Annotated in this window: 23 protein-coding genes; 19 read left to right on the top strand and 4 right to left on the bottom strand. The window is 59.3% G+C overall.

Annotation, left to right across the window (positions count from 1 at the left end; all coding sequences use genetic code 11):
• The first annotated feature begins 239 nt into the window (after positions 1–239).
• Positions 240–437, top strand: a complete 198-nt coding sequence (locus AC781_RS06905) for a hypothetical protein (RefSeq protein WP_141675800.1) — start codon at positions 240–242, stop codon at positions 435–437.
• A 149-nt stretch (positions 438–586) separates the two neighbouring features.
• Here the strand turns inward: AC781_RS06905 and AC781_RS06900 are convergent, their stop codons facing one another.
• Positions 587–2,455, bottom strand: a complete 1,869-nt coding sequence (locus tag AC781_RS06900; RefSeq protein WP_141675799.1) for a hypothetical protein — start codon at positions 2,453–2,455, stop codon at positions 587–589.
• Between the two features lie 216 nt (positions 2,456–2,671).
• On the opposite strand from AC781_RS06900, the gene AC781_RS06895 reads away from it, so the two are divergent.
• Positions 2,672–3,085 (top strand): DUF6941 family protein, encoded by a 414-nt coding sequence (locus AC781_RS06895; RefSeq protein WP_067775601.1) that lies wholly within the window; start codon positions 2,672–2,674, stop codon positions 3,083–3,085.
• Between the two features lie 98 nt (positions 3,086–3,183).
• On the opposite strand, the gene AC781_RS06890 is transcribed toward AC781_RS06895, so the two are convergent.
• Positions 3,184–4,191, bottom strand: a complete 1,008-nt coding sequence (locus tag AC781_RS06890; protein ID WP_067775598.1) for a hypothetical protein — start codon at positions 4,189–4,191, stop codon at positions 3,184–3,186.
• Positions 4,192–4,211: 20 nt separating this feature from the next.
• Positions 4,212–5,093, bottom strand: coding sequence for a glycosyltransferase family 25 protein (locus AC781_RS06885; RefSeq protein ID WP_172801779.1), 882 nt, complete (start codon positions 5,091–5,093; stop codon positions 4,212–4,214).
• A 220-nt stretch (positions 5,094–5,313) separates the two neighbouring features.
• Between AC781_RS06885 and AC781_RS06880 the strand changes: the two genes are divergently transcribed.
• The 6 genes from AC781_RS06880 (at position 5,314) to AC781_RS06855 (ending at position 9,618) form a co-directional block, all read left to right on the top strand.
• A complete protein-coding gene (locus tag AC781_RS06880) occupies positions 5,314–6,069 on the top strand; it encodes a hypothetical protein (RefSeq protein ID WP_067775592.1) in 756 nt (251 codons plus the stop codon).
• 160 nt (positions 6,070–6,229) lie between these two features.
• The gene (gene nuoB / locus AC781_RS06875) at positions 6,230–6,787 is read left to right on the top strand and encodes an NADH-quinone oxidoreductase subunit NuoB (protein ID WP_067775641.1); all 558 of its coding nucleotides are present in this window, start codon (positions 6,230–6,232) and stop codon (positions 6,785–6,787) included.
• A 22-nt stretch (positions 6,788–6,809) separates the two neighbouring features.
• Positions 6,810–7,397 (top strand): NADH-quinone oxidoreductase subunit C, encoded by a 588-nt coding sequence (locus tag AC781_RS06870; protein ID WP_067775589.1) that lies wholly within the window; start codon positions 6,810–6,812, stop codon positions 7,395–7,397.
• Between the two features lie 118 nt (positions 7,398–7,515).
• A complete protein-coding gene (locus tag AC781_RS14025; protein WP_067775586.1) occupies positions 7,516–8,196 on the top strand; it encodes a hypothetical protein in 681 nt (226 codons plus the stop codon).
• A gap of 12 nt (positions 8,197–8,208) precedes the next feature.
• Entirely contained in the window at positions 8,209–8,520 is a 312-nt protein-coding gene (locus AC781_RS06860; RefSeq protein WP_067775639.1) for a ribonuclease III domain-containing protein, read from the top strand.
• Positions 8,521–8,523: 3 nt separating this feature from the next.
• Positions 8,524–9,618: an AMP-binding protein gene (locus AC781_RS06855; protein WP_067775583.1), complete on the top strand. Its 1,095-nt coding sequence runs from the start codon at positions 8,524–8,526 to the stop codon at positions 9,616–9,618.
• 39 nt (positions 9,619–9,657) lie between these two features.
• On the opposite strand, the gene AC781_RS06850 is transcribed toward AC781_RS06855, so the two are convergent.
• On the bottom strand, positions 9,658–14,730 hold the full coding sequence (locus tag AC781_RS06850; protein ID WP_071133335.1) for an autotransporter-associated beta strand repeat-containing protein: 5,073 nt from the start codon (positions 14,728–14,730) through the stop codon (positions 9,658–9,660).
• A gap of 355 nt (positions 14,731–15,085) precedes the next feature.
• Here AC781_RS06850 and ispE point away from each other — a divergent pair, with 355 nt between their 5' ends.
• The 11 genes from ispE to hisD all read left to right on the top strand — a co-directional run bounded on the left by ispE (position 15,086) and on the right by hisD (position 26,585).
• Entirely contained in the window at positions 15,086–15,925 is an 840-nt protein-coding gene (gene ispE / locus AC781_RS06845) for a 4-(cytidine 5'-diphospho)-2-C-methyl-D-erythritol kinase (RefSeq protein ID WP_067775577.1), read from the top strand.
• 3 nt (positions 15,926–15,928) lie between these two features.
• Positions 15,929–17,035 (top strand): Lrp/AsnC family transcriptional regulator, encoded by a 1,107-nt coding sequence (locus AC781_RS06840; protein ID WP_067775575.1) that lies wholly within the window; start codon positions 15,929–15,931, stop codon positions 17,033–17,035.
• Positions 17,036–17,209: 174 nt separating this feature from the next.
• Complete coding sequence (locus tag AC781_RS06835; protein ID WP_218107261.1) at positions 17,210–19,378, top strand: MFS transporter; 2,169 nt, start codon at positions 17,210–17,212, stop codon at positions 19,376–19,378.
• 98 nt (positions 19,379–19,476) lie between these two features.
• Positions 19,477–20,988, top strand: coding sequence for a potassium/proton antiporter (locus AC781_RS06830; protein WP_067775568.1), 1,512 nt, complete (start codon positions 19,477–19,479; stop codon positions 20,986–20,988).
• Between the two features lie 9 nt (positions 20,989–20,997).
• Entirely contained in the window at positions 20,998–21,813 is an 816-nt protein-coding gene (locus AC781_RS06825) for a TatD family hydrolase (protein WP_067775563.1), read from the top strand.
• A gap of 88 nt (positions 21,814–21,901) precedes the next feature.
• Positions 21,902–22,699, top strand: a complete 798-nt coding sequence (locus tag AC781_RS06820; protein WP_067775560.1) for a LysM peptidoglycan-binding domain-containing protein — start codon at positions 21,902–21,904, stop codon at positions 22,697–22,699.
• Between the two features lie 36 nt (positions 22,700–22,735).
• Positions 22,736–23,413, top strand: a complete 678-nt coding sequence (locus tag AC781_RS06815; protein ID WP_067775557.1) for a LysM peptidoglycan-binding domain-containing protein — start codon at positions 22,736–22,738, stop codon at positions 23,411–23,413.
• 25 nt (positions 23,414–23,438) lie between these two features.
• Positions 23,439–23,741, top strand: a complete 303-nt coding sequence (locus AC781_RS06810; RefSeq protein WP_067775554.1) for a LysM peptidoglycan-binding domain-containing protein — start codon at positions 23,439–23,441, stop codon at positions 23,739–23,741.
• Positions 23,742–23,771: 30 nt separating this feature from the next.
• Positions 23,772–24,731: a L,D-transpeptidase family protein gene (locus tag AC781_RS06805; protein ID WP_067775551.1), complete on the top strand. Its 960-nt coding sequence runs from the start codon at positions 23,772–23,774 to the stop codon at positions 24,729–24,731.
• A 15-nt stretch (positions 24,732–24,746) separates the two neighbouring features.
• Positions 24,747–25,169 (top strand): hypothetical protein, encoded by a 423-nt coding sequence (locus AC781_RS06800; RefSeq protein ID WP_067775546.1) that lies wholly within the window; start codon positions 24,747–24,749, stop codon positions 25,167–25,169.
• A gap of 120 nt (positions 25,170–25,289) precedes the next feature.
• Positions 25,290–26,585: a histidinol dehydrogenase gene (hisD, locus tag AC781_RS06795; RefSeq protein ID WP_067775636.1), complete on the top strand. Its 1,296-nt coding sequence runs from the start codon at positions 25,290–25,292 to the stop codon at positions 26,583–26,585.
• Positions 26,586–26,617: the final 32 nt, after the last annotated feature.

Below are 26,617 nucleotides of genomic sequence, written 5' to 3'. Positions count from 1 at the left end.
CGGCGTCGACCGGACGACGGTTTTGCGGGTTTCATTGCGATCATGTTTGCAGCAATTGGATGCACAGGGAGGGAACATCATGCCGGAATACCATTTGACTCAGGCCCCGGAGGATCTTTTTGCGGCAGAAAAGCAAGCCTCCCAACGAAAAATCGAGGAATAATCGGGTAATCTCTCTCCATCAGACAATGAAAATGAAACTAATAGCATTCCGGTGCCCAGAAGAACTCCAGCTTCGCATGGACGAGTACTGCAAGAAATATGCCTTGGATCGCACTGCGGTTCTGCGTATTGCCTTGCGGTTGTTTATTGACAAGTTGGACGAACAAAAGGGCAATATTATGCCGGAGTATGCCATTCCCGCGGAAACGGAAAGCTTCCTCGCGGCTGAACCTGATGATACCGAACGTCAGAACGGTAGGAACAAGGGCAAGTAAGCGTAGAAATTATTCGGCAAGGGTATTGGCGGTCCGCTCCGTCAATACCCTTTTTCCTTACCGGATGCTCAGGATGCCGGAAGATGGGCATGATGGGCCCGGTAAGGTAAAGGAGCCTCCGGCGGAGGAAAGGGGCGAGAGAGTGTGTGTTAAACAACGTCCCTGATATCCGCTGCCGGTTCTTTTCCGTCCATGTAGCGGACGGTGCGGCTGACTCCGGCCCCGTAGGGTGCGCCCAGCCGGATATCGGGATGGGAGTCGAGAAGGTGGATATGCCTCTTCCAGCGGCGCCAAAGGAGGATGAAGGCGCCGAACAGGGCCAGAACGCCCAGTACGGCATAGAGCATGGTCAGCATGGCGGGGTTCTGGGCGATTTCCGCCAGCTTGGCCTTCCATGATTCCTTTTTCTCCGTTTGTTCCCTGGCGATCTGGATGTCGACGGCAGGCACTTCGATATCCGTGCTGGCCTGGGCTTCCTTGTGGCGCCTTCTTTCGAGCTTTTGCAGCTGCGCCACTTCGGGATGGAGGCGCGCCGCCAGAGAAGTGATGCCTGCGTAGAGGGCATCCGGCCCGTTGGAGTACCGGGATACCTCTTCCTTGACTTCCTGTAGGATGCGGTTGCGGTCCCCCTCCGGGAGTTCGTCATGGAAATTGGGGTCGTAGGCGATTTGGACGCTCTCCGAGTCCCCGAGGTGGTACTGGATGAGGACGCTGCGCTCGTGAGGGCGGCATACCTGGGCGATCAGCCGCTGGGCGTCGATTCTCGGGTCGTATTTCTGCCCGCGCACGAAGAGGCTGACGTAGATGCGAAAGTTGCACTTCTTCGGGATGGCGTTGAGAAGGGTTTCCAGATCGTTCTTCTCGACCTCGGCGAGCAGCATCTGCGGGTCGATGAGGTTGGAGCGTTTGCTGGGGTCGTTCTGGGCGTACAGGCTCAGGTAGGCGGCCGGAACGATTTTGTCGTTTTCGGGAAGCTGCGCCGGATCGGGCAGGAGGCTGCTTTGGGGAAGGGTTGCCTGTCTGGCGCGGGGTGCGCCGGGTTCCGGTTCGAAGAGGATGGGCGGATAGCTCGACCACCATTTGCCCTGCATCAGCAGCTGGGAGTCGGCGGGTAGCCATGCGGGCGTCGCATCGTCCCCGGCGGCGGATGGTTCTTCCACTTCCTCGGCAATGGGCGGCGATGGCGCGCTTGTGGGGACGGCCCATGTTTGAGGGGCGAAGAGGCAGGGGGTGAGGAGGGCGGCGGCTGTGAGGGCGGAGAGGGTGGCGCGCTGGCCGCGGGGCAGGAGGCCGTGTTTGCCGGCATGGCGTATGACGGTATGGCCGCTGGAGGCGATTTCGCGGGCCGCCTCCGTCATCATGATTTTGATGGCCTGGACGACATCCCGTTCGCGGATGGGGATGCGGGCTTTCAGGATGGAGCTGTTGATGCGGTCGGGGTCGATGTAGGGATCGAGCATGTACCCCCAGACGAAGCAGGCTGTCTCAAGCTGCACGTCGATGACGAGAATCAGCATCCATTCCCGGCGGACGGGAGGGGGCAGGGGATGAAGGAAGTCGTGCCATCTCTCTCTCCATTCGTCGAAGGCGTCTTTCGTGCGCCCGGCCAGCCCGGCGGGCGACGGCGCTCCGTGCGGCTGGTCTGCCTGCTCTCGTATGAGGATGGGAGCATCGTCCAGAGCTCTGGCCTGTTCGCGTTTGCCGAAGCTGGCGTGGTGGAGGCGCAGGTGGTTGATGATCCACAGGGCGTGGCTGCGGAAGTGCTCCTGCTGCCCGTGGTCGGTGAAGTAGACGCTCAGGGCTACGGGGGAGATGCGCCGCTCGATCTTCTCCAGAATCTGGGCGAGGGCGGAGCGTTCCTTGTGGGTGAGGGCCCCGGCTTCGTCCGTGACCCGCTGGAAGGGGGTATCGTGGATGCCGAATATATGTTCCGCCTGTTTCAGGCTGAAACCGCAACGCGGACATTGATCTTCCGCGCCCCGGTGGAAATTGCTGGAACATTTTGGACAAATGGGCACGCCCATCAGTCTAAAGAGTTTTCCGCAAAGGGTGAAGCCAAATTGATGTCAGAAGGCAAACTTTTTGCCGCGCACCCCGCACATTCCCTGCGCGGCTTTTTTTCGATGACAGAATGATACTGTTTTTTCCCTTGAATATATCCTGCGCTATGGTAGCTTACGTTTTGTAAGCTTCGCCGCTGGCGGAGGTTTTTAATGTAAACTCTACTCAAGACTATGGATATCCAAGTTGCTGTTCTCTGCGATTACGCAGCCGACTATCAGGGCAAGCTTTGCGTGCAAGGCGCCTTCGATACTCTCTTCGCCCGTCAATTCCCGGTGGTGCACCCGATGTGCTCTCTGGCTCTTCGCCTCTGCATGACCCCCGAGGATGCAGGCGACCACAAGCTCGGCATCTCCATTGTCGATGAAGACGGTGTCGCTCTCGATCCCGAACGCATGCCGATCGTTGGCGATCTTACCGTCGCTCTTCCCGAAGGCGCTGCTTTCTTCACCCGCAACCTGATCATGAACTTCCAGGGTCTCAAGTTCGACAAGACCGGCAACTATTCCGTGGACGTGACGCTTGACGGCGAACTCATCTCCCGCACGCCGCTTCGCCTCGTGCAGGTTCAGCAGGACGCCCAGTAAGTTTCCTTCAAGGATCTTTTCAAAAAACTCCGCAGTCGTTCGGCTGCGGAGTTTTTTCGTGAGGAGGTTAGGCGAGCGCAGTCGGTCGGCCGTGCGGCTTATTGAAAGGCTCCGAAGAGTTTGCCCGCCTTGTAACGGAGGATGTCCCAGCCTTCGCGGATGGCGTTCAGGGGATTGCGCCGCAGCCTGTGGCGGCCTTTCAGGGTGAAGCCGGGTGCGGAGCCGGGTGCATCCTTGTGTCGGGCGATGATTTCCGCAACCTGGGCCCACATGTTGTACTTGTGCAGGATGAGGCGGCGGGCTTCCAGAATGGCGGGCAGGCGTTTTTCGTATTCTCCGGCGGCGATGGCCTCGCGGATGATGCGCAGGGCTTCGGGTGGATTGTCGAGAGGAATGGGGATGATGCTTCCGGGCGGCAGGACTTCCGTGATTTTCGGATCTCCGGCGTAGAAGGGGAGGGCGGCGGACAGAAGGACATCTGCCGGTTTTTCCGTCCAATGGCCGTCGGCGATGTAATTCTCGATGGCGATGTGGTATTTGAAGTCGTCCAGCGCTTCGTTTTTGCTTCGGATGGGTTTGACGCCGTGACCGAACCATTGCAGCTCGGGCATGTGGTCCGCCAGATAGCGGACGAGGGAGTAGCGGTCGAAATGCCGCGTGCGTTTCTGCTGCTTCGAGGAGCAGACGACGGAGACCGTTTCCGGCTTGGGGAAGTCGGTCTGGGCATCCATGGCGGCCCAGTCCTTTTCATAGAACCAGCGCAGGCAGCCCTTGCCGATGCGGTGGCCGGGATGCTTCATCAGGCGCGCGGGGTGGGTGGTCAGCACGTAGCCGAACTGGCGCACGTAGGGCGTGCTGTAGATTTTGATGTTGGGAGGCTCGACCGTGATGAGGATGGTGCGCTCACGGGGGCATGCGAGGCGTTCCGAGCCTTGGAGGATGGTGCCGGTGCTGCCTTTCGGGAATTCGTCGTAGACGATCAGCCAGTCGTATTCCGTGCAGGACGCATCCGTGATGAAGAGGAGGTCGTCCCAGGCAAAGGTTTCGGGATGCTCCCGTTCGATACCCTTGCGGATGATTTTGATGCGCGTCGGAGTGTCTTTCATGCCGGGGTGGAACGAGGGCCTTATTTGGTGAATCCGTGGCGGCGGTGGCGGAAGAGGCGGCCTCCGTATTTGTAGGCGTCGTACATTTTCTTCCAGATGGAGCGGGGCAGGGATGCTTCGAGGCTGGCGAGGGTGACGGGGTTTTCAAACACGGTGCGGTGTATGCCCATCTCCTCTTCCACGGTGCGGGGGCGTGCCAGCAGGTCCGAGTAATCGGCAATTTGCATGCACAGGCGAGGCAGAGTGCCCCATACCTTGATGTTGCGGTCGCGGGTAAAGTAGTTCTGCATCCATGCGTCGATAGAGCCGTAGTATGCGTTCCATTCCCAGATGTCGTCCTGCGTCGGCATGCCGTCCAGCAGAGGCTGGTAGATGCTCTGGTTGACGATGTAGGCGTGCAGCATGATGGGGCCTCCCATGCGGACGAGGCGGAACGGTTCGCCGTCGATCGTTTCTTCGCGGCAGACGGTGTATTTGAAGTGGCGCTGGTAGAAGCCGAGGTAGAAGAGATCCCATGCCTGCGGGTCGCGGATGATTTCGGCGATCATGTCGCCCTTGCGGCCTTCCAGCGTGTCGAAAAGGTTGGCGTCGTCCTCAAGGATCAGGACGTTTTTCCAGCCGTTGTCGCGGGCGGTCTCGATGGCCTTGCGGTGGGAGGCGATGCATCCTGCGGATCCGGCGCGCATGACGGCGACTTTTTCCGGTGTTTTATCCGTGAACCACGGCTGTTCGAGGTAGCCGGGCATGGTGATGCCGCGCACCGCATCGAGGCGATGGATTTTTTCGGCGGGGACGAGATCCCTCAGCATGGCGGTGATGCGTTCCCAGCGGTCTGTGCGGTGGGCGAGATTGATGATGAGGACGGCGTCGAGACTGTCCCAGAACGGGCTTGTTTGGCGCATGGAATGCATGAGTGGATGAACCTTTGGAAGCGCGTTGCCGGCCGTGTATGCAATCCTGCGGATTCCTCCCGGCGGGAGGCGGCGGTTCCGTTTGGAACCGTAACAAGGCATCCTTTGGATGTCAAGATCAAACACCGGGGGCGTCCGGTAGCGCATATCCTGCCGGAATACGAGAAATTGTCTTGACAAGCGAGGCGTAAATTGATTGACTTCCGGGTGTATGAGTAAGAAACCGGAGTGCAATGTGATCTGTCTGAAATGGGGGACGCGCTATCCGGCTTCGTACACCAACATTCTGTACCACTCGGTCAAGCGGCATTTGTCGCGCCCGTTCCGCTTCCTCTGCGTCACGGATGATCCTTCCGGGCTGGATGAGGGGATAGAGCCTCACCCTTTCCCGGACAATCCGGGCTATGAGAAATGGCCCAATATTTTCTCGAAGCTGACCATTCTTCAGGATGGTTTTGCCGGGTTGGAGGGGCCGACGCTGTTTCTTGACGTGGATGTGGTCATCATGCAGGATATCGACTGCTTTTTCGACTACATGCCCGGCCGCAACTGCATCATCCACAACTGGATCGAATGGCATAAGACATTGTTCCGCAAGCGTCCGGCCATCGGTAATTCCTCAATCTTCCGTTTTGATGCCGGGCGTTCGGGATACATTTTCGAAACATTCGTCCGCGAGTTCGAGGCGGCGAACGATCATCGCCGGTATCCTACGGAACAGGCTTTCCTGACACATGCGATGAAGAACCCCTGCTGGTGGCCGGAAGAGTGGGTGAAGAGCTTCAAGCGCACATGCCGCCCCGTATTTCCTCTGAATCTTCTGAAGGCTCCCGCCCGCCCGGATACGAAGATTCTCGTGTTTCACGGCAATCCCGATCCGGATCAGGCTGTGGACGGATTCCGGGGCAAAAAGGTGCACCATCGCGTGCTGCCGGCGAAGTGGATTCTGGACGACTGGCACGTCTGATGCCGGGCTGCGTTTGAAACGGTGCCGCGCCCGCCCCGGGATTTCCCGTTTTCCCTGCAAAACACGCACTTTTGGCTTGCCAAGCGGGTGGAAACAAGTATGCTGGAAGCCGCACGGGAACATCATCCCCCGTTGAAGTATCGTCATGTCCACTGAAGAAATGCAGGAAACAAGTATCGTTGACCAGAATGCGGAAGGCGGATTCGTCTTCACCACGCTGGATGCCGCCATCAATTGGATACGCAAGACTTCGCTGTGGCCGATGCCGATGGGCCTTTCCTGCTGCGCCATCGAGTTCATGGCTGTGGCCTGTTCCCGTTACGACCTTTCCCGCTTCGGCTCCGAAGTGACACGTTTCTCTCCCCGCCAGGCGGACGTGATGCTCGTGGCCGGTACCGTGACCTACAAGATGGCTCTGGCCATCCGCCGCATCTGGGATCAGATGCCCGAGCCGAAATGGTGCATCGCCATGGGTGCCTGCGCCTCCACGGGCGGCATGTTCCGCAGCTATTCCGTGTTGCAGGGCGTGGACAAGATCATTCCCGTGGATGTGTACATCTCCGGCTGCCCTCCCCGTCCGGAAGCCATTCTCGAATCCCTTCTCGCCCTGCGCAAGAAGATCGACCGCGACAAGCCCGCCCGCACTTTCTTCAAGACGGCGGAACCCCGCGAGGCCAACTGCCCGGATCCCGTCGTGGCGGCGATGAACCTCGAATAATCCAATCTTTCCATTCACCATCATGATGACTTTGACCGAACAGCAAAACCTGGCCGCGGACAAGATCTGCAAACGCTTCGAAGCCGCCATCACCAAGCGCACCGAGTTTCAGGGCGACGTGATTCTGACGACGACGCCCGATGCGATTCTGGACGTGCTGCGCTATGCCCGCGATGCCGCCGGCTTCGACATGCTGGTCAACCTCTGCTCGGTGGACAACTTCGGTTCGGAACCGCGCTTCGAAGTCATCTACGTCGTCACTCAGGCCGAAAAGGGCGTGAACCTCGAATTCCGGGTTCCCGTTGCCGAAGGCGGCAGCGTGCCTTCCTGCGTACCGGTTTACCGGGGCGCAAACTGGCTGGAACGCGAGACCTACGACCTGATGGGCATCGTTTTCGAAAACCATCCCGATCTTCGCCGCATCATGATGTGGGAAGAATATCCGTATTATCCCCTTCGCAAAGACTTCCCCGTACAAGGTATCCCCACTGAACTGCCCGGAGTCGCGTTTACGGAAAAGGCTCCGACAGGCGGTGCGCCCTTCGCGACACGGCCCGGCGTATGCCCCAGTGCCGAACGCGAACCCCGGGAACGAGGTTGCGACTGCTGAGGGGGGAGATGCATGCATCCCCCTTGTCCCCTCCATGCCCCCATCCCCACGCAAGACAGGATTCTTCTTTGAAACAGCATTGACTTGTGCTGTTTCCCTGTTTCTGTGCGTATCGTGCATGCAGATGCCGACCGGGCCGGAAATGGAGCTGCGCAACCAGATCGCGGAAAATGTGACGCCGCTCGGCGCGAGGAACTGGATCGTCATTGCGGAAGCTTCGTACCCTGTCTATGCAGGAACGGGTGTGCAGACCATCGCGGTGGATGCGCCGTCCGATGCGGTCTTCATGGAAGTTCTCGATATTCTGGAGGCCGAAGGGAAGCTGATCCCCCGCATCTGGATATGCAAGGAAATGGATGCCGTGACGGAAGATTATGCGCCGGGCATCCGCAAGTACCGCCAGAGCATCGGTAAACTTATACCTGGCCGTTTCCATTACAGCCTGCCCAACCGCATCATCAACAGCCAGGTCGAGGATGCCATCAAGCAATTCCGCGTGCTCGTCATCAAGACGAATACGATTCTGCCTTATTCCAATATCTGCATTGAGCTGGATTCCGGCTATTGGAGCGCAGATTCCGAAGCAGAGCTGCGCAACCGTATCGAAAGGCTTGAGGGATCGAAGCCGCCCATAAGTTCCCCGGTGCTGCCCGCTGTGCAGCCGCAGCCTTCGCAGCCCGCTCCCGTTCAGCCTGCCGCCCCTGCGGCGGAGCCGTTTCCGGCGCCTGCTCCCGCTGCTCCGGCTCCTGCACCGCCAACTCCTGCAACTTCGTCCATTGCTCCTGGAGTCGTTGCCTGATTGATCGTTTTCATGTCGAAATTACCACCAGACCAGGACCCCCGCGTGCGCGCCGAAGCATGGGTAGGCGATGCCATTCTGGCGCTTTATGTGCGGGAATGGATACTTTCCTTCCGAAAGGAGATTGACGGGAAGCTTTTCATCGAAATGACCAGCAACGATTTCCTTCGCCTTACCGGCAATGCCACTGGGGTGGAAGCCCAGATCGGCCGCGTCTTCAAAAGCGACGGTCTGGAAGGCGCGTATGCATGGATCGAACACCATCTGCGCCCCCGCATGGAAGAACGCCTGCACGTTCTCCGGAGGCGCGGCGAAACCTGCTAGGCCATGGCTCGCCACATTTTGCATGCTCCGCCGCATTTGTTCGCGTGGTGCGAGCGCGTCAAGGCCTTTCTCGATGGCCGGAAGGATCTTCCCGGCATGGTCGGCTTCGCCAGCTCCGGGTCGTCCGGCAATCCGCCGAAAATGATCCTTTTTACCCCGGACGCCCTGCAGGCTTCCGCCCGTGGCGCGGTGGAGCATTTGTCGGCATGGCGGGGGGATTGGTGCTGCCCATTGCCTCTGTACCATGTCGGCGGCAGCATGATCGGCTGGAGGGCGCGCGAGGCGGGTGCGCGCGTTCATGAGTTGTCCGGTAAATGGGATGCCGTCCGCTATGCCGATCTCGTCCGGCAGACGGGGAGCGCGTGGTCTTCCCTCGTTCCGGCACAGGTGGTGGATCTGGTGCGGCAGGGGATCGAAGCTCCCGCCTGCCTTCGCGGCATCGTGGTCGGAGGCGGAAGCCTTGAACGCGAAACCGGGCGCATGGCTCGCAGGCTGGGCTGGCCTGTCGTGCAAAGCTATGGAATGACGGAAGCCGCCTCGCAGATTGCGACGGCTCTTCCCGGCGATGAATTCGGCGATGAATGGCTGCCCGTGCTTCCTCATTGGAACCTGCGCGTGGAGGAAGACGGCTTGCTTGCCTTGAACGGCCCGGCCTTGTTCAGCGGTATCGTGACGGAGGATGGCGATGGGGTGTTTTCCCTGTCGGGGAATGAACCCGGTGCGTGGTGGAGGTCGAAGGATTTGGTGGAATTGAAAGGCGGTCGGCTGCGATTCATCCGCCGGGTGGATCGTCAGGTCAAGATTCTGGGCGAGCTGGTGGATATTGACGCCGTCGAGCATGCCTTGCGTGCAGTTGCGCCGGACAGTTGCGTGGAGACGGTGCCGGACGAACGCGCGGGGCTGGCTCTGGTTCTGTGCGGCCCGCAGGAGGCAATCATGAGGCAGGCCGCCCAAATGTGGAATGCCTCCGTGCCCGGATACCAGCGGGTGCGGTTCCTTTCCTGCGGCGAATTGCCCAGGAATGAAATGGGCAAGCTGGGCCGCGCCCGGCTGCGTGAGAGCCTTTCGAACGGCGCACGACAAAAAACGCCGATCTGAGGATCGGCGTTTTCGGAAGTTGCATGCAGGTTTTGCCGCTTATTTGCCGCGCCTGCGGCGCAGAAGCAAGGATGCGGCTCCGAACATGATCAGCGTGGCGCTGGAAGGTTCGGGCACATTATGTTCCAGAACGACGATTCCGTTGTCCCACCATGCGGTGCCGCTTGCCGTATCGACGGAGCTGCGGCTGACCGACCATCCCGCTTCCCTGAAATTGGTGCTGAGGTCGATATAGATTTGCGAGCCGCCGTTGATCAGGCTGTTCATATCGCTCACCGAATCGAAGAGGTTGATGGACAGGCGTTCCTTGCCTGCACCTGTCAATTGGTCCAGTATGGATTGGTTGAGGTCCAGAACGATCACGCTCAGATCTCCGACGTTCATGGTGGCCGTGTCGGCGATGGCAAGCTTCGATTCCGTGAGGATCGCTTCATTGGAGAGATCCAGCGAGGAAGCATCGTAGATGGCCCACAGGCCGCCGGAGATTTTGGATTCTCCCGCAGTCGCGGTGACTTTGGCGCCCGTATCCAGCTTTCCGTGCTGCAGGACGGCGACCATGTTCGTATCGATGGTGCTGAGGCTGACCGCCGCGCCTTTCATCGTGCCGGAGAGTGTGCTCTTGCTGCTGCCCGTCGTGACGGTGACGGTGTTTTGGCCGCCCTTGACGCTGATGGTTCCGTTGGCGGTGTAAATGCGGCCCGATTGCCCGAGGTCAGCATTTTTGACGCTGGCATTCGCATTGTCGGCAACGCGGACGCTGCTGTTCACCAGCCCCTTGTCTGCGGCAGCTGTGGCAGCCACTTCGAGCGAGGATGTGCCGGACATCGTGATTTCACCGCTTCCGAGCGTACCCGTATTGTCCAAGAGAACGCGGCCCTTGCCGATTTCCGTACCTCCTGCATAGGTATTATCCTTCGTGATCGTGACGGTTCCTCCCGTCTGGATGGATACGGCGCCCGTGCCGGAAATGGTGCTGTTGAACGTTTTGTCGACAGCTCCGTAGTTCATGGCGAGCCTGGCATTGTTTTCGATGTTGCCTGCCCAGTGGCCGGTCGTTCCGCCGTTGCCGAGCTGGATGGCTCCTTCCCGGATGTACATGGTGCCGGTGCTGGTGCTGTCTCCCGTGAGGGTAAGTGTGGCAGCCCCCATTTTTTCGAAGTCGGCGACAACCTTCTTCCCGACACCGCCATCAATGAAGGTTCCCTTGAAGATTTCGTTGCGCGTCTGGTGGACAGTCAGCATGAAGGGATCGTATACGTTTCCGGCATCGACGATGGAGTTGACGCCGATCGTGCACAGAGAGGCATAATCGCCTGTTCCCGAGCTCAGGTTCCCCCAGACGAGATGATTGTCGGACGAGCTGTCCCACATGGAGATATTGCCCCGGTTCAGCACGACATCGTAGTAGGTATCCTTTCTATTGGAGTTGCCCGAGACGATCATCATTTTATCCTCACCGTTTTGGTCGATGTAGAACGTGCCTCTGAAATCCTGCGTAGGGCCTGCACGGAACGCATGGGAACCGCGGATGACGATCGTGCCGTCGCCTGCGATGGAGCCGTTGAGCTGGTAGGCGCTTCCGCCCTTATCCGACATGTTCAGGACGATGGAGCCTTCGCGGACAAGAAGGCTGGCATTGATATCGGTATGCACTGTGGTGGAGAGTATCCCTGTACCGAGTTTTTCGATCGTAATGGACGGATCGGTACCCGCGTAGTCGGCGACGGTCAACTGTGCGTTGGCTCCTTCCACGTCGAAGATGGCATTGCGTCCGTTGTTTGAATGGTAATTGGTGAAACCGGAAGCATCAACCGTGCCGTCCACGTAGACGCGGCCGCCGTCGAATGTCAGGAGCGACAGAGAATCAAGTGCTTTGCCTTGAGCTCCCTCCAGATAAAGGACGGAACCTTCCTGCAAAGCAATTTTGCCGGCTCCCAGCGAGGATGCATGGTCGAAGGCGCTCGTATGGATCCACGCTTCGGCTCCGTCGGCTGCGCCGTGGGCAACAATGTTGCTGGAGCCGAGCGAGTTGACGTTGTGCGCGTAGATGTGTCCGCCCGTCAACTTGATCGTATTGTTTCCCAAAGCTCCCTGAGCCGTGGCATACAGGCTTCCGCCGTTGATGGTGATATTGCCTGTCTCGCCAAGAGAGAGGGCTGCTCCTGCCGTGATGGTGCCGCCGTTCATGGTGACGTCCCCTTGATTCCTGTTGGTGCTGTAGAGCAGGAGCTGGCCGCCTTCGATCTTGATATCGCAGGAACCCAGAGCATTCTCGGCGAAGGTGAATACCTGCCCCGTATTGTTGATGGTGATCAGTCCCGAACCGAAAGAATTGGCTGCAATGCCGCGAACAGCGCCTTCCGAGACGATGGTGCCTCCGGAATAGGTGTTGGAAGTCCGGATGTCCAGCTGGCCGGATCCGGTCTTGTACAGGGCGGCTTGGCCGCCGATACCATAGGAGGCTCCTTCCTGCGAGGTGATGACATAATCGGCATTGCCTTCGACAGTGATGCGCGAGGGCCGTACATCTCCTCCGAGCGTGATGGTCTGTTCGCCCGTCAGGGTGACTGCTTTGCCGTCCACCATGATGGTGTCGCCGAAGATGACCCGGTCCGATTGGAAGAAGCGGGAATCGTCGTAATTCGGCAGGTGCCAGTCGGACTGTGCGCTGATGTCCTTGCCTGCCATCCATGTGCCGCCGTCAGCACGGTTCCAGCGAAGGTCCACGAGGTCAGGCGTGGCCTGGAGGTAAACTTCGTTGGAGGTGCCGGCTACCGTTTCTTCAGCCGAGATGACCGTGCCGCCCGTATAAATGGCGTATTTTTGCCGGGAGTTTTCACCTGTTTCTACGCCGGAGAGCTTGAAGCGGCTCCAGTCCATCGAGGACATGTCATTGGCCGCCGTGAACATCAGGTAGTAGCCTTCCTTGTCGAACGCCATGCCTCCGTCGAGGACGAAGCTGAAGGTGCCGGTCGAGCTGAGATCGAAGTTGCCTGTGACGTTGTAGCTGTTCAGGAAGGAATAGGCGGGCAGTCCCGGCGTGCCGAAGATGTCTTTCGGACTCATCACGAATTCCATGATCCCTCCCGAGACCTTGAGTCCGCCGTCGATGGTGTTGTTCATGGCATAGCGGATAGCCTTGTCCGTCGTCAGAGTCACTCCGCTGCCCAGTGTGAAGACCTGATTGCCGCCGGACTGCTTCAGGGTAGCGCCGCCCATGACGATTTTGCCGACGTTGCCGAGCGAAGCATTGTCGCCGATTTCAAGCGTGCCTTCGTTCAGGAACAAGGTGCCTGCCTTTGTCGAGGAAGTGAACAGTTTGCCCTGGCCATCCCATGCGGAAGAGGCTCCTGTAATTTTCAGCGTGCCCGCGCCGGATTTGGTGAAGTTCCCTTCGCGCCTGGCCGATTGCGCGTTGAATGCATCCTTATAGACGGCTTTCTGGGAAATATCCCAAGTGAGAACGGTGGTTTCCTTGGCAATATTGATGCCCCATGTACCTTCCGTATTGAACAGGCCGTTGGTGATGGCATTGGCATTGCTGTCGCCGGCATATTCGAAGGTCGAACCGTTATTGAGCGCGACGACTGCGCCGCCGCGGTTATTGACGCCCGATTTTGTGTAGGTATTGGCATCGCCCAGAGCGGAAACGTCGTAGACCCGCAACGTACCCCCGGCTTCGACGTAGGTGCCGTAGATATGGGAATTGTTGCCTGTCAGAGTCAGCGTGGAATCGGTCAGGTGGTGCAGGCGCAGCTCTCCCTGAAGGCTGTTGATCAGCGTAACGTCGTTTGAATAGTTGATGCCTACCAGCGAACCGCCGCGATTGTTGGCGGAAGTGCCGATGATGGCGCCCGTGCCGGCGATGGATTCGTTTGTTCCTTTCAGGGTCTGTCCGTCGCCGAACATCAGCGGAATGATGCCGTACCGCTTGTCGCGGTCATTGTAGGAGTTGATGTCGCGGTCGGTGAGCCAGTTGCCGGTGAATCCGGAATTGTCGCCCGTAAATACCCATGACTCGTTGCAGTAATTCTTGCCGGAATTTTGGCGTTCGAAGCTCATGTTGCCGGAGCCGGAGATTTTGCCCGTCATGTTGCTGTACACGATCAAGTCCACGGTCGTCGTATCGCGAATGCCTTCCATCAGGTGGAAGGTAGCTCCCTGTTCGATGATGACGTTGTTGCTGAAAAGCGCGCCGTTGTCGCCGGCAATCTGCAGCGTGCCTACTCCGGAGGTGACATGGATGTCGCCCGTGCCGAGGAAGTTGGTACTGTTGATGGAAATGTCGGCATTGCGGTTGAACACGATGGAGGCGCCGTCCGCCAGATGCCATTCCGCGTTCAGTTCACGGTTGGCGTTGAACAGGTTCAGTGTGCCTTTTCCGGTCAGGGAGATGCGCGTACCCGCCATGCTGCGCATGCTGCCGTAGACGTTGAGGTATTTGCCGTCCGCAAAGTTGATGTTCCAGTTCGAATCGACGTTGACCCCGGTGAAGGGATTGGTGGCGTTGCCGAGTTCAAGGCTGCCGTCCATCTGGAACGTGACGTCCGCTCCGTTGACGCCCACGAGGTTCAGGTAGCGGACGAGGTTGCCGCTGGTTTCTCCGACTCCGGCTACGTTAGTGATGGCGAATTTATCGCTTTTGCCGTCGGTGCGGGCTTTGACAATGATGCCGCTGAGGGTCAACGGAGTGAAGTTGATGCTCATCTGGGCATTCTGCAGCAGCCCATTGGGGAAGGTCGACATCAGGTTCGGATCGAGAACCAGGAATGTCGGCGTCTGGGAAGAGCCCCATGTCGCTTTGTTGGAAGGATCCGGAGTGCCGGAATCATACGTCCAGTTGTTCTTGTCCAGCACATTCGAGCTGGAGCCTTTGCCCGTCCACAAGTAGTATCCGTATCCGAGCGGGTCGGATGCCGCCGTGTCGGCATAGGTCTCCGTTTGGAACTCGGCCGGGTTGCCTGTTCTTGCCGAAGAGAGGGAGAGAGAATAATCCCTGTTTTCCGTTTCCGATTCAAGAGGGCGGATAGAGCCGTCCTGAGCCATGATTTGCGGAGCGGAAGCAAAACATAACGCGATCAGATAGCGGTGGTACCGCAAGCAGTGAAACATAAGAGCAACATCATTGAGATATAATTTTTGATATGTTTACAAGGAGGAGCGCGGTTGCTTTACTATGTTGTACGTTTTTTGTCAAGGGAAAGCGCGAAAAATTTTGAACGAAATGACAGGTTTTGTATAGTATTCAATATAAGTATATTGTGATTTATTTATGTAATTTCCGCGATTTTGAAAAATAGAATAGTTCATTGATGATCAAATAATGAAATACGAGTTTTGTATGACTCTGCAGGTATCCGGCCGAATTGTTTTTCGGCCTGTTGTCCGCGCGTTTTCCGTTTTTTGCTCCTTCTGCCGGGCACAATATGGAATTGCCAAACGGCCGGGGTTCGGGTAAGGTGGGGGTATGATGACTGTGACCGCTCCGGCCAAGATCAACCTCTCGCTGCGCATCCTCGGCAAGCGGGAAGACGGCTTCCATGAAATCGATACCGTCATGGCTCCTCTGGATCTGGCGGATGAAATCCATTTCGCCAATTCCCGCACCACGACGCTGCTGTGCGATGCTCCGGGCGTGCCGACGGACGAAAGCAATCTTGTCATGAAAGCCGTGCGCCTCTTCGAGCGCGAGTACGGCAAAAAGGCCAAGCAAAAAATCAACCTCGTCAAGCGCATTCCTGCGGGCGCCGGGTTGGGCGGCGGCAGCAGCGATGCCGTGCAGACGCTGCTGGCCCTGAATGAAATCATCGGCACCGGGTATTCCTCGGAAAAGATGGCGGCGCTCGCTGCGGAACTCGGTTCGGATACATCCTTCTTTCTGCATCCCGCAGTTTCTCGCTGCACGGGACGCGGCGAACAGGTCGAACCGCTGGAGGCTCTCGCCGGGTGGACGAGTCCCATCGTCGTACTCAAACCCTCGTTCGGCATCGCGACGCCGGATGCTTACAGGCGCTGGGCGGACTCCCGCCCCGTGGAAGGATTTTCCTACGCGGAACAGAATGCGGACGGCGTGATTCTCGTGAACGATCTGGAACGGCCCGCCTTTGAAAAATACCCCTTCCTCGGCATGATGAAGCAATGGCTGCTGCGGCAGGATGGCGTGAAAGGCGCGCTGATGTCCGGCTCGGGCTCCTCCATGTTTGCGCTCACGGGCTCTCCCGATGAGGCACAGGCCATCGCCCAGAAGGCTGTGGCGGAATTGGACCCCACCCTGTTTGTCTGGACCGGCATCGTCAACCCCCAGTAATCCATGCAAATACCGACCTCCCCCAACGATCCCGTCAATACGCAGATTCTTGCCGTGGCGGAAGACCGTGTCGAAGGTTTTCACCGGCTGCCGTTCCATGCCATTGCCGAGCGTTGCGGGCTGGATGCCGAAACGGTGATGCAGCGCCTGCGGGCCATGCTGGAGGCGGGAGTCGTCCGCCGCGTGCGGCAGACTCTGCTGGCTACCAAGCTGGCGGACGGCGCGCTCGTCGCCTGGAAACTGCCGGAAGAAAAATTGCAGGCCGCCTACGAGTGGCTGAAGGTAAACGATCCCTTTACCGGCCATGTCGTCCTGCGGAATGCGGATCCCTCTCTGCCGGGAGCCGATTACCGGCTTTGGACGACGCTGAAAGTGCCGATCGGTTCCAATACGCTCGAAGGGCATTGCGATCTTCTCGGCAGGCACATCGGAGCGGAGCATTACGTGCTGCTGCCCGCCAAGGGCGTGTTCACGCTGGGCGTGGGCCACATCCGCCGCCGCGGCCTGAAGCCCGGCGACCGGAAACCGGAACCCGCGCCGATGCAGACGACGGCGAAGGTGAGCCTTTCTCCGCTCGAATGGCGCGTGCTGCTGACGTTGAAGGAGCAGCTGGCCCCGGAAGAAATCGTGCCCGATCCGTGGACCGTGCGTGCGGCTTCCATCGGCCTGAGTTGCGATGAATATTGCTCCATCGCCGAAAGCCTGAACGAACGCAAGGTGATCGGGCGCTTCGCCACATTCCTCGAACATGTGCGCACGCGCAGTGCGGACGGTCCCGTGACGCATCACAACGGCCTGTTCCACTGGACGGTGCCGGAGGGCATGGAAGTGCGCGCGGGTGCGGAATGCGGCCGCCACCACTGCATGACCCATTGCTACTGGCGCACGGGCGGCGAGGCCTTCGGCGGCGCGCAGATCATGGGTGTCGTGCACGGGCTGGAGCGGGATGCTGTGCTGGCCCACAAGGCCGCTATTGATGAGCATCTCGAAGCCTGCGGCATCCCCGTGCTGCATACGGCCGTTTTCTGGGGTGAACGCTCCGAAATCAAGCCTTCCGAAATCTCGCCGGACGTTTACGCCGCGTGGATGGCACGCATGTCCGCCGAATAGGAATCGCCGCCCTCTCTTGCCCGTTTCCACTCGTGGAAGCAGGGCGGCAAGGGTGTGAAAAACACCTCCAAGCCTCATGTATGCAGAGGTTTGGTAAGGGGAAGCGTGAAATTTGTGGTTGCAGAGCCCCGTGAAAACGGGTAACATGGCACCGTTATGAGTAACGATGCTCCTATGAAAGCCGCACTCCCGGCTTCAGTGAAAAGTTATGCCCGCTATCTTCTCATCATGGCGGGTCTGGGCGGTCTCCTCTACGGGGTGGACGTCGGCATCATCGCCGCGGCACTCCCCTACATTCAGGATACCTCCTCCTACACGGAATCCCAGCTCTCGCAGGTGGTGGCCGCCGTTCTTTTCGGCAGCGTGCTTTCCTCGCTCTTCGCCGGGGTGCTTTCCGATATCTTCGGCCGCAAGCCGGTCATCATCCTGTCGGCCTTGCTCTTCACCTTGAGCATTCCCGTCATCTGCCTTTCCGACGGCAGTTTCTCGATGCTGATGGGCGGCCGCATCCTGCAGGGTGCGAGCGCGGGCCTTGTCGGCGTCGTCGTTCCCCTCTATCTGGCGGAATGTCTCGGTGCGGACGCCCGCGGCAAGGGTACCGGCATGTTCCAGTTCCTGCTGACGGTCGGCCTCGTTTTCGCGGCTCTGATCGGCCTCTTCACGGCGCAGCATGTGGATAGCGTCGTTGCCGATCCGGAAGCCACGAAGGAAATCGTGACAAGCACCAAGGCCCATGCGTGGCAGGTGATTTTCTGGGTGTCCATGGTTCCGGGCATCATTCTCTTCTTCGGCGCATTCCGCCTTTCCGAATCTCCCCGCTGGCTCTTCCGCCGAGGCCGCAAGGATGAAGCTCTGGCTTCCCTCGCCCGCAACAACGGCGAAGAAAACGCTCAGGCCATTTTGAAAGAAATGGAAGAGACGGAAGAAGAAGAACGCAGGCAGGCCGAAGCCAAAAAGGCAGCCAAGCAGGCTGCCAAGAAGGGCGGCGACAGCATCCTGCAGCGCAAGTACGTGATCCCCTTCATTCTTGCCGTCGTCATTCTCGCGTGCAACCAGGCCACGGGTATCAACTCCGTGTTGAACTACTCCGTGAAGGTCTTCCAGCAGGCCGGTCTTGAAGGTACCTACGGCAACTGGGCCGACCTTTCCCTGAAGATCGCCAACTGCGTGATGACCGTCGTGGCCGTCGCTTTGGTGGACAAGAAGGGGCGCAAGTTCCTGCTCAAGCTCGGTACTTCCGGCGTGATCGTCGGTCTTGCCGGTGCCGCTACGCTGTTCCTCACCGTCGAGAAGGAACGCAAGGACGTGACCGCACAGGTGCAGGCCATGTTGAAGGATGACGCCTCCAAACTCAATGTCGATCTGGCGGACACGGACGTCCAGAAGAAGCTCGGTCTTGATTCGATTACGCCCGGCACGCAGCTCATCGTGACCTACAAGTACAAGGAAGACGGTGAATCCCTGCTGACCGTGGGCGAATTCTTCGGCGAACAGAAATATGCCGATGCGAAGAAGACCCAGCACAACCCCGTCTTTGCCGTCTATGCCAAGGACAAGCAGGATCTTGCCATCAACAAGGCGACATGGAAAACCGTCGAAGGCACGGAAGTGGATGTGACGGAGCAACTGTCCAAGAAAGTCAAGGACGGCGGTGTCAAGGTCACCCTCAACGATGTGGACTTCCTGATGGAAATGAAGCTGGCGACCGACAAGAAGGCCGCCCAGAAGCTCGCCGAAACGAACGATACGGCCAAGGCCGGTCAGCATCCGACACTCGCCGTCAGCTACAAGCAGGGCGATGTGGAGAAAACGGAAGAAATCGCCGCCGCTCCTTTCCAAGGCGTCAGCGTGACTCCCGGCATTGTGCTTGAACCGAGCAGCTTCGGCAAGTGGTGGGACGATATGTGGGGCAAGAAGCAAACGGCCAAACCCGGCGATCTGAAGACCGTCGAAGTCGTGAAGGCTGAACTGGGCCAGAAGCCCAGCGCCACGACCGGTTGGCTGGTCACTCTCTTCTTCGTCGTGTTCATCGCCTTCTACGCCGTGGGTCCGGGCGTCTGCGTCTGGCTTGCCCTCTCCGAACTGATGCCCACCCGCATCCGTTCCAACGGCATGGCCATCGCACTGCTGATCAACCAAGGCGTCTCGACCGTCATCGCGGGCACCTTCCTGCCGTGGGTCAGCGCATGGGGCTACTCCGGCGTGTTCTACACGCTGGCCGGTTTCACCGTCATCTACTTCATCACGGCGGCGTTCTTCCTCCCGGAAACCAAGGGACGTACGCTTGAAGAAATCGAGGAATACTTCACCAACGGCAAGATGCCGGACGAGAAGAAAGCCTGATTCCGACATTGAACGAATAAGCCGGGAGAATCGGAGGAAGGCGAACCGCTCGGGCGGCCCTTCTTCCGGTTCTCCTTTCGCATCTCCCGAAAACACCGATGGACACGCATGCCATACCGATGGAATGGTACTTCTTCGGAAGTGCCGCCCTCATTATTCTGGGCATTCTCGCGAGCAAGATCTCGTCGCGGGTGAATACGCCCGTATTGCTGATGTTTCTGGCTGTGGGCATGCTGGCCGGAACGGACGGTATAGCCCGCCTGTCCTTCATCGACTGGGGCGGCATTTCCTTCACCAATTACAGAATAGCCAACTTCTTCGGCTCCGTCGCCCTGTGCTACATTCTCTTCTCGGGAGGCCTTGGCACGAACTGGCAGAGCATCAAGCGCTGTACCGTGACGGGCGGCATCCTTGCCAGCCTCGGCGTGTTGCTGACGGCACTCGTCGTCGCTCTGGCGGGCATGGCTTTCTTCGACCTGCAATTCGAATACGCCATGCTGCTCGGCGCGATCATTTCCTCGACGGATGCCGCCGCCGTGTTTGCGGTGCTGCGTTCGCGCGGAGTCAGCCTGAAAGGGCAGCTCAAGCCCCTGCTGGAGCTGGAATCCGGCAGCAACGACCCGATGGCCGCCTTCATGACGATCTTCATGATCGGAATGATCGGCAATCCCGGCGATTCCTATTGGACGGTGCTGACCAGCTTCCTGACGCGCATGAGCCTCGGCATCGCCTTCGGTCTGGCGATCGGTTATGCGGCGGCGCGTATCTTCGACCGCGTCGGGCTGGAATACGATGGCCTCTACCTCGTACTGGGAATCGGGCTGGTACTCTTTTGCTACGGCATCTGCGAGATAGCCGGCGGCAACGGGTTCATGGCCGTGTACGTCTGCGGCCTGATGATGGGCAACCGGAAATTCCTGTACAAAAACGGGTTCATCCACTTCAACGACGGCATTTCATGGCTGATGCAGGTCACTATGTTCCTGATGCTCGGCCTGCTGGTCAACCCTCGGGAACTGCCCGGCATCGCGGTGGAAGGCCTCGTCCTCTCCGTCGTACTCATGCTGGTCGCCCGCCCGGCAGCCGTGTATCTGTGCATGCTGGGCAGCCGCTACACATGGCGGGAGCGCACCTTCGTCTCGTGGGTCGGATTGCGCGGAGCCGCCCCCATTGTGCTGGCCACTTTTCCGGCCATCTACGGCGTGCCGAATGCGCATGAATACTTCACCGTCGTCTTCTTTATCGTCATCACCTCCGTACTGATTCAGGGATCGACGCTGATGCCCGTCGCCAAGCTGCTGAAGCTCGACAAACCCTTCGTCGTCCGCCGGAGGTCCCCGCTCCAGTTCGAGCAGACCAACACCATTGCCGGGGAAATGATCGAATACGAAATCGAAGCGGGCACAGCGGCGGAAAACTGTCTGATCCGCGACTTGCATTTGCCGAAGGAAACGCGCATTTTCCTCATACGCCGCGGCGACGGCTTCGTCGTGCCCGAAGGCAACACGCGCATCCTCGGGGGAGACGGGCTCATGTTCCTTGCCGAACCCCGGCAGTTCGACGCAGCCCGGCGCATCCTTTCCCACCGCAAGGAAGAAGAACCATCCTGATATTCCGACATGCTGATCGATACCCATTGCCATCTCGCCTCCCACCATTACGCACAAACATCCATGCAGGAACTGGCCGAACGCTCGCGCGAGCTGGGCGTGACGCACTGCATCTCCCTCGGCACGCACCGTCCGGACTGGGAAACCCAGCTCGAACTGGCGGCGGCGATGCCGGATTACGTCTCGGCCTGCCTGGCCATCCATCCGACGGAAGCCCATCTGGCTACCCCGGAGGATATGGAGCTGCTGCAGGCACTGGGCGGGAAGCATGCGCTGGCCGCCATCGGCGAAGCGGGGCTGGATTACTTCCATCCTGCGCCCGAAGGATGCGATGAAGCGGGCTACCATGCCCTGCAGCGCGATTTGCTGGAGCGCCACTTCGCCATTGCGGAAACGCTCGGGCTGAACATCTCCATCCATACGCGGGATCGCAAGGGCTCCGCCAGTTTCGACGATGCCGTGGCCATTGCCCGCAACTTTCCCCGCGTGAAGCCTGTATTCCACTGCTTCATCGGCGACCGTGCGCAGGCCGAAACCATCTTTTCGGGTTTGGACGGGATGATCTCCGTCACGGGTATCGTCACCTTCAAGAACGGCAGGCAGGTGCAGGACGTCGCCGCCTGGTGCCCTCTCGACCGCCTGATGGTGGAAACGGACGCCCCCTACCTCTCGCCCGAACCATACAGGGGCAGCCAGAACGAACCGGGGCGCGTGCGCTACGTGGCGGACAAAATTGCCGCGTTGCGCGGGTTGCCCGTGCCGGAAATCGAGGCGGCGACCACGGCGAATGCCCGCCGCTTCTTCCGGCTGCCTGACCATGTGTGAACACCGCATCTCCCGGCATGGAAAAAGCGAGGCTGTGACGCGATAAAAACTTGAGTTTGCAGCCTTCAGCTGTTATGGAATTGGCGACATGCGTAAAAAATTTTTACTCCTCGGCGTGAGCGCCTGCCTGGCTTTCGTCGTAACATCTTGCCAATCTACCCAAAATGCCGGAGAGTTTTCTCTGGACGATCTTGAAACGGCGACTCCGATCGCCAACGGCGAAATCCCGCCCTGGATGCAGGAAGACGGTCCGCAGGTGGCCGCCGGTTCCCGCACGCCGGACTACTTTGCCAACAACAGCGTGACCATTCCCGACGAGACGGGCGGCAACATTGATGGCGTCGTGAATACGGCGAAGACGCCGAGCGACCGCCAGCTCGGGCCGGCCGCCTCCACGGCGAACCGCGTTTCCGCCAATGGCTACAAGCTGTATCGCTACACCTTCCGCAAGGGTGACGACCTGAGCCGCATCGCGGCCTTGAGCAACACGACGGTGGACGACATCATGCGCCTGTCCAGCCTCACCTCGTCGCAGGTGAAGCCCGGCACCTCGATCATCGTGCCCTTCAAGGCGCAGAAGGCGGAATCCTCCCGCACCGAATCCCGCCGCACGGTCAAGAGTACGCGCACCTCGTCCTCCGGCAAGAGCAGGGTTTCCTCCTCCTCGTCTTCGCGCAAATCCTCCTCGTCTTCCAGAAAGACCGAAACAAAGCTCAAGCCTACGGTCAAGCATGCCAAAACGGTAAGCTATACCGCGAAGAAGGGCGATACGGTTGAAAGCATTGCGAAGAAATTCGGTTCCACCTCCAAAGCCGTCCGCGGTGCAACGGGGCTTTCCTCCAGCGCCAGGGTCAAACCGGGCCAGACCGTCCGCATTCCCAAATAACCATCCTTATCCACCCCCAAAAAATCCAAAACCAACATGAAAATGAAAAGAGCTTCCCTCCTGTGCCTGATGGGCCTGTCCCTGGCGCTCGTCTCCTGCCAGTCCAGCAAGGATACGGCCGGCATCGATGAACCGATTATCGAACTTCCCGCGGATGCAGTGCCGCCGTGGGTGAAAGGCGATGTCATTGCCTCCAACGACACGGTGCCTTCATATCTGACTGAAACGCCGGATGTCGGCTCCTATGACGAACCCGTCATCAACACGCCCAAGGTGAAATCGAACACCGGCGGCAAGACGGGTACGACGAAGAAGATCGGCTCGACGAAGAAGCAGCCTGCCAAGCCCGCTGTGTACAAGTACACCGTCAAGAAGGGCGATGTGCTGGAACGCATCGCCCGCAAGAGCGGCACGACCGTTTCGCAGATCATGAAGGACTCCAAGCTCAAGAACGACAAGATCTATCCCGGCGATGTGATCTATGTGCGCTACAAGGGTGATGCTCCTTCCTCCGGAAAATCGTCGGTCTCTTCCAAGTCGAAAACGAAGAGCGTGACGCACGCCAGCACGATGAGCTACACCGTGAAGCGGGGCGAAACCATCGAATCCATTGCCAAGAAAATGGGTTCTACACCCAAGGCCATCCGTTTGGCATCGGGCCTTTCCTCGAAGGCTCAGGTGAAGCGCGGTCAGACCGTGCAGATCCCCAAGTAACTGCCGCTGAACGCATAAAAGCGCCATGAACAACATTTTCTCGACTCTTGCCTGCCTTTGCATCGCCGCCATCGCGGCCTTTGGAGGTACGGCGTCCGGAGAGACTGCTGTTGCCGCGCTGCATGCGGGCAAGCAAAGTGGCGTTTCCGCAGCAAAGCCGAAACGCCACCTGCATACCTACGCTGTCAAGAGAGGGGAAACTCTCGAATCCATTGCCAAAAAATTCGGTACGACTGCGGATGAAATCCGCAAGGACTCCCGCCTGAACAAGAAAGCCCGTATCAGAACGGGGCAGACGATCAGGGTGCGCATGGAAGATACACATTAGGACCTGATGAATCAGCGTCCGCCTTTTGCTATGAATAAAATTTTTCTGAGCCTTCTGGGTTGCTCCCTGATACTGGGATCCTGTACGTCGGTCAAGCCGGAGAAAAAGGATGATGCGGGATTGCCCGCATCCCCCCGCTCCGTGAACAAGAGCGATCCCCTGTACAAGAATCCGTATCCGGCCAACACCTATAACCATTTCGTCGCACGCAAGGATTATCCGAAAACCTACGATGTATTTTATGACAATGCATTGCTGGCTCAGGCGAATGGCGGCAACTCCAAAGTCGTCGTCAGCCTGAAGGAACAGCGCGCCCGGCTTTATGTGAACGGCAAGGTGGGCATGGACTGGCCTGTCTGCACGGGCGTGCGCAGCCGCCCTACGCCCGCAGGCAGTTATAAGGTGCTGGGCAAGGAAGTCAAGCATGCGTCCAACCGCTATGGCCGCTTTGTCGATGCCTCCGGCAAGACGACGAACGGCGATGCCGATGCCTTCACCGAAACGCCGCCCGAAGGCGGAGCTTTCGTCGGCTCTCCCATGCCGTACTGGCAGCGGCTGACCAACTGCGGCGTCGGCCTGCATGTCGGCAAGGTGGGGCGTTCCCCCCGTTCGCACGGCTGCATCCGCATGCCGAAGGCTCCGGCTGAAAAGCTGTTCCGCATTACCTCCGTCGGTACGCCTGTCATCGTCACGAACGGCATCGAGGACAGCAGCGGCCATGCCTCTGCCTCCGACCTGAAGCCTGTGGCGGCGGTGAATCCTCCGGTGCCGAAGAAGAAGCCTGTCGCGCCGAAACCCGAGCCCAAGCCTGCTCCTGCGGAAACGCCAGCCGCTCCTGCTGCTAATCCGGCCGATGCGACTCCGGCACCTGCTCCTTCCGCCGTTCCGGCTGTTCCGGAAAAGGCTCCCGAATCCATTTCCGACCCGAGACCCGTTGTGCCGGCCGCCTCCCCGCTTGCCCCTGCGGCGGGAACTCCGGCTGCAGTCTGACGGCTCATCCTGCACATGGAAAGCAAAACCTACCGTGCGCCCAATCGCGCTTTCTTCGGCATGGCGATTGCCGCCATCGTTCTGATGGCCGTGTATGCATGGATGAGGGCGGAAGATACGGCGAGGCTCTGGCAGATCGTTCTGGGCAGCGGCGTCGTGCTGATCGGCGGATTGCTGTATATGACGTATGCCATCCGCGTTTCCGAACAGGGCGTGCGGATCACCGTCTGCGGCATGGTGAAAAAGGATTTGCCGTGGGAAGAGGTCGTCCGCGCCGAAGTGGACGACAGAACCCAGGGTGCTGCCGAAATCTTCACTCTCACTCTGTGGGACGGGAAGAACCGCGCCTGTAAATTGTCTTCCAGCGCGATTCCTTTGGAGGATCTGCACGCGATCGCCCGCTTCGCCAAGGAACGCGGTCTGCTGGGCGAAGAGTGATTCTCCTTCTGGCGGCGGTCTACCGGGCCCGTTTGGGCAAGCCCTACTCCGGGATTGACTTTGCCTGTGGCTCCTGCCATGATGTGCGCGCTTCCGCAGGACGGCAGCCGCTTTTTGTGTATGAAAATTTATCGCGAAACAGACGAGGATTATGATGTGGCGTTGAGCCGGATGGATCGCCGCGCCGTACCCGACCGGAATGTGCGGGAGACGGTAGAGAAGATCATTGCCGATGTGGAGGCCCGGGGCGATGAGGCTCTTGTGGATTACGCCGAACGTTTCGACCATGTGCATCTGACGCCCGATACTCTCCGTGTGACCGATGAAGAGCTGCAGGAAGCCCGCGCAGCCGTGTCGGACGAGGTGAAGGCCGCCATCGAGGCATCCCTGCACAATATCGCCTATTTTTCCAAAAACAGCATGCGCCAGGACTGGAGCGGCGTGAATGCCCAGGGCTGCGAAGTCGGCGAGCGTTTCGTTCCCTACCGGCGCGTCGGCATCTATGTGCCCGCCGGAAAGGCTCCCCTCGTTTCCTCCGCGCTGATGACGGGCGGCTTCGCTCTCGCCGTCGGCGTGCCGGAGATCGTCGCCGTGTCCCCCTGCGGGCCGGACGGCAAGATGAATCCCGCCCTGCTGTATGCCCTGCAGGAAGCGGGCGCAACGGAGATTTACAAGGTGGGCGGCGCACAGGCCGTGGCCGCCCTTGCCCTCGGTACCGAGACGATCAAGCCCGTCGAAAAAATCTTCGGTCCGGGCAACCGCTTCGTCGTCGAGGCCAAGCGCCAGCTTGTCGGTGCCGTTTCCATCGACCTCCTTCCGGGGCCGAGCGAAGTGATGGTGCTGGCGGACGAGACGGCCAATCCGGCCTTTGTCGCCGCCGATCTTCTGGCGCAGGCCGAACACGGGCCTGACAGCGTGATCGTGATGGTGACGACTTCTTCCTCCCTGCTGGAAAAGGTCGAGGAAGAGATCGAGAAGCAGGCGGCTACGCTGAACCGCGGCGCCTACATCTGCGAGGTGCTGGACGAACACGCCTTCGGCTTCCTCGTGCCGACGCTGAAGGACGGCGCGAAACTCGCCAATGCCTTCGCTCCGGAGCATCTCGTTCTCGTCGTCAACGAAGAAGACGAAGAGGAAACCCTTGCCGGCATTCATACGGCAGGTGCGATTTATGTAGGCAATTATTCGACGGTGGCTTGCGGCGATTTCCTCGCCGGGCCGAGCCACACGCTGCCGACGGGCGGCAGCGGCAAGTCGTTCTCCGGCATCCGCGCCGACCAGTTCCAGCGCCGCACGAGCATCGTGCGCATGGATAAGGCCGCCGCCGAACGGAGCGTGCCGTTCGTGAAAGTCTTTGCGGAAGTCGAAGGGCTGGATGCCCACGGGCGTTCGCTCGAACTCCGCGCCGAAAGCTGATGCGGCGGAAGGCGGGCGGCGGCAAGCCTCCC

It is taken from the genome of Neoakkermansia glycaniphila, from assembly GCF_001683795.1.
GTDB lineage: Bacteria > Verrucomicrobiota > Verrucomicrobiia > Verrucomicrobiales > Akkermansiaceae > Akkermansia > Akkermansia glycaniphila.
Note: the sequence above shows the minus strand (reverse complement) of the source record. Positions and strands in the feature narration are given on the sequence as shown.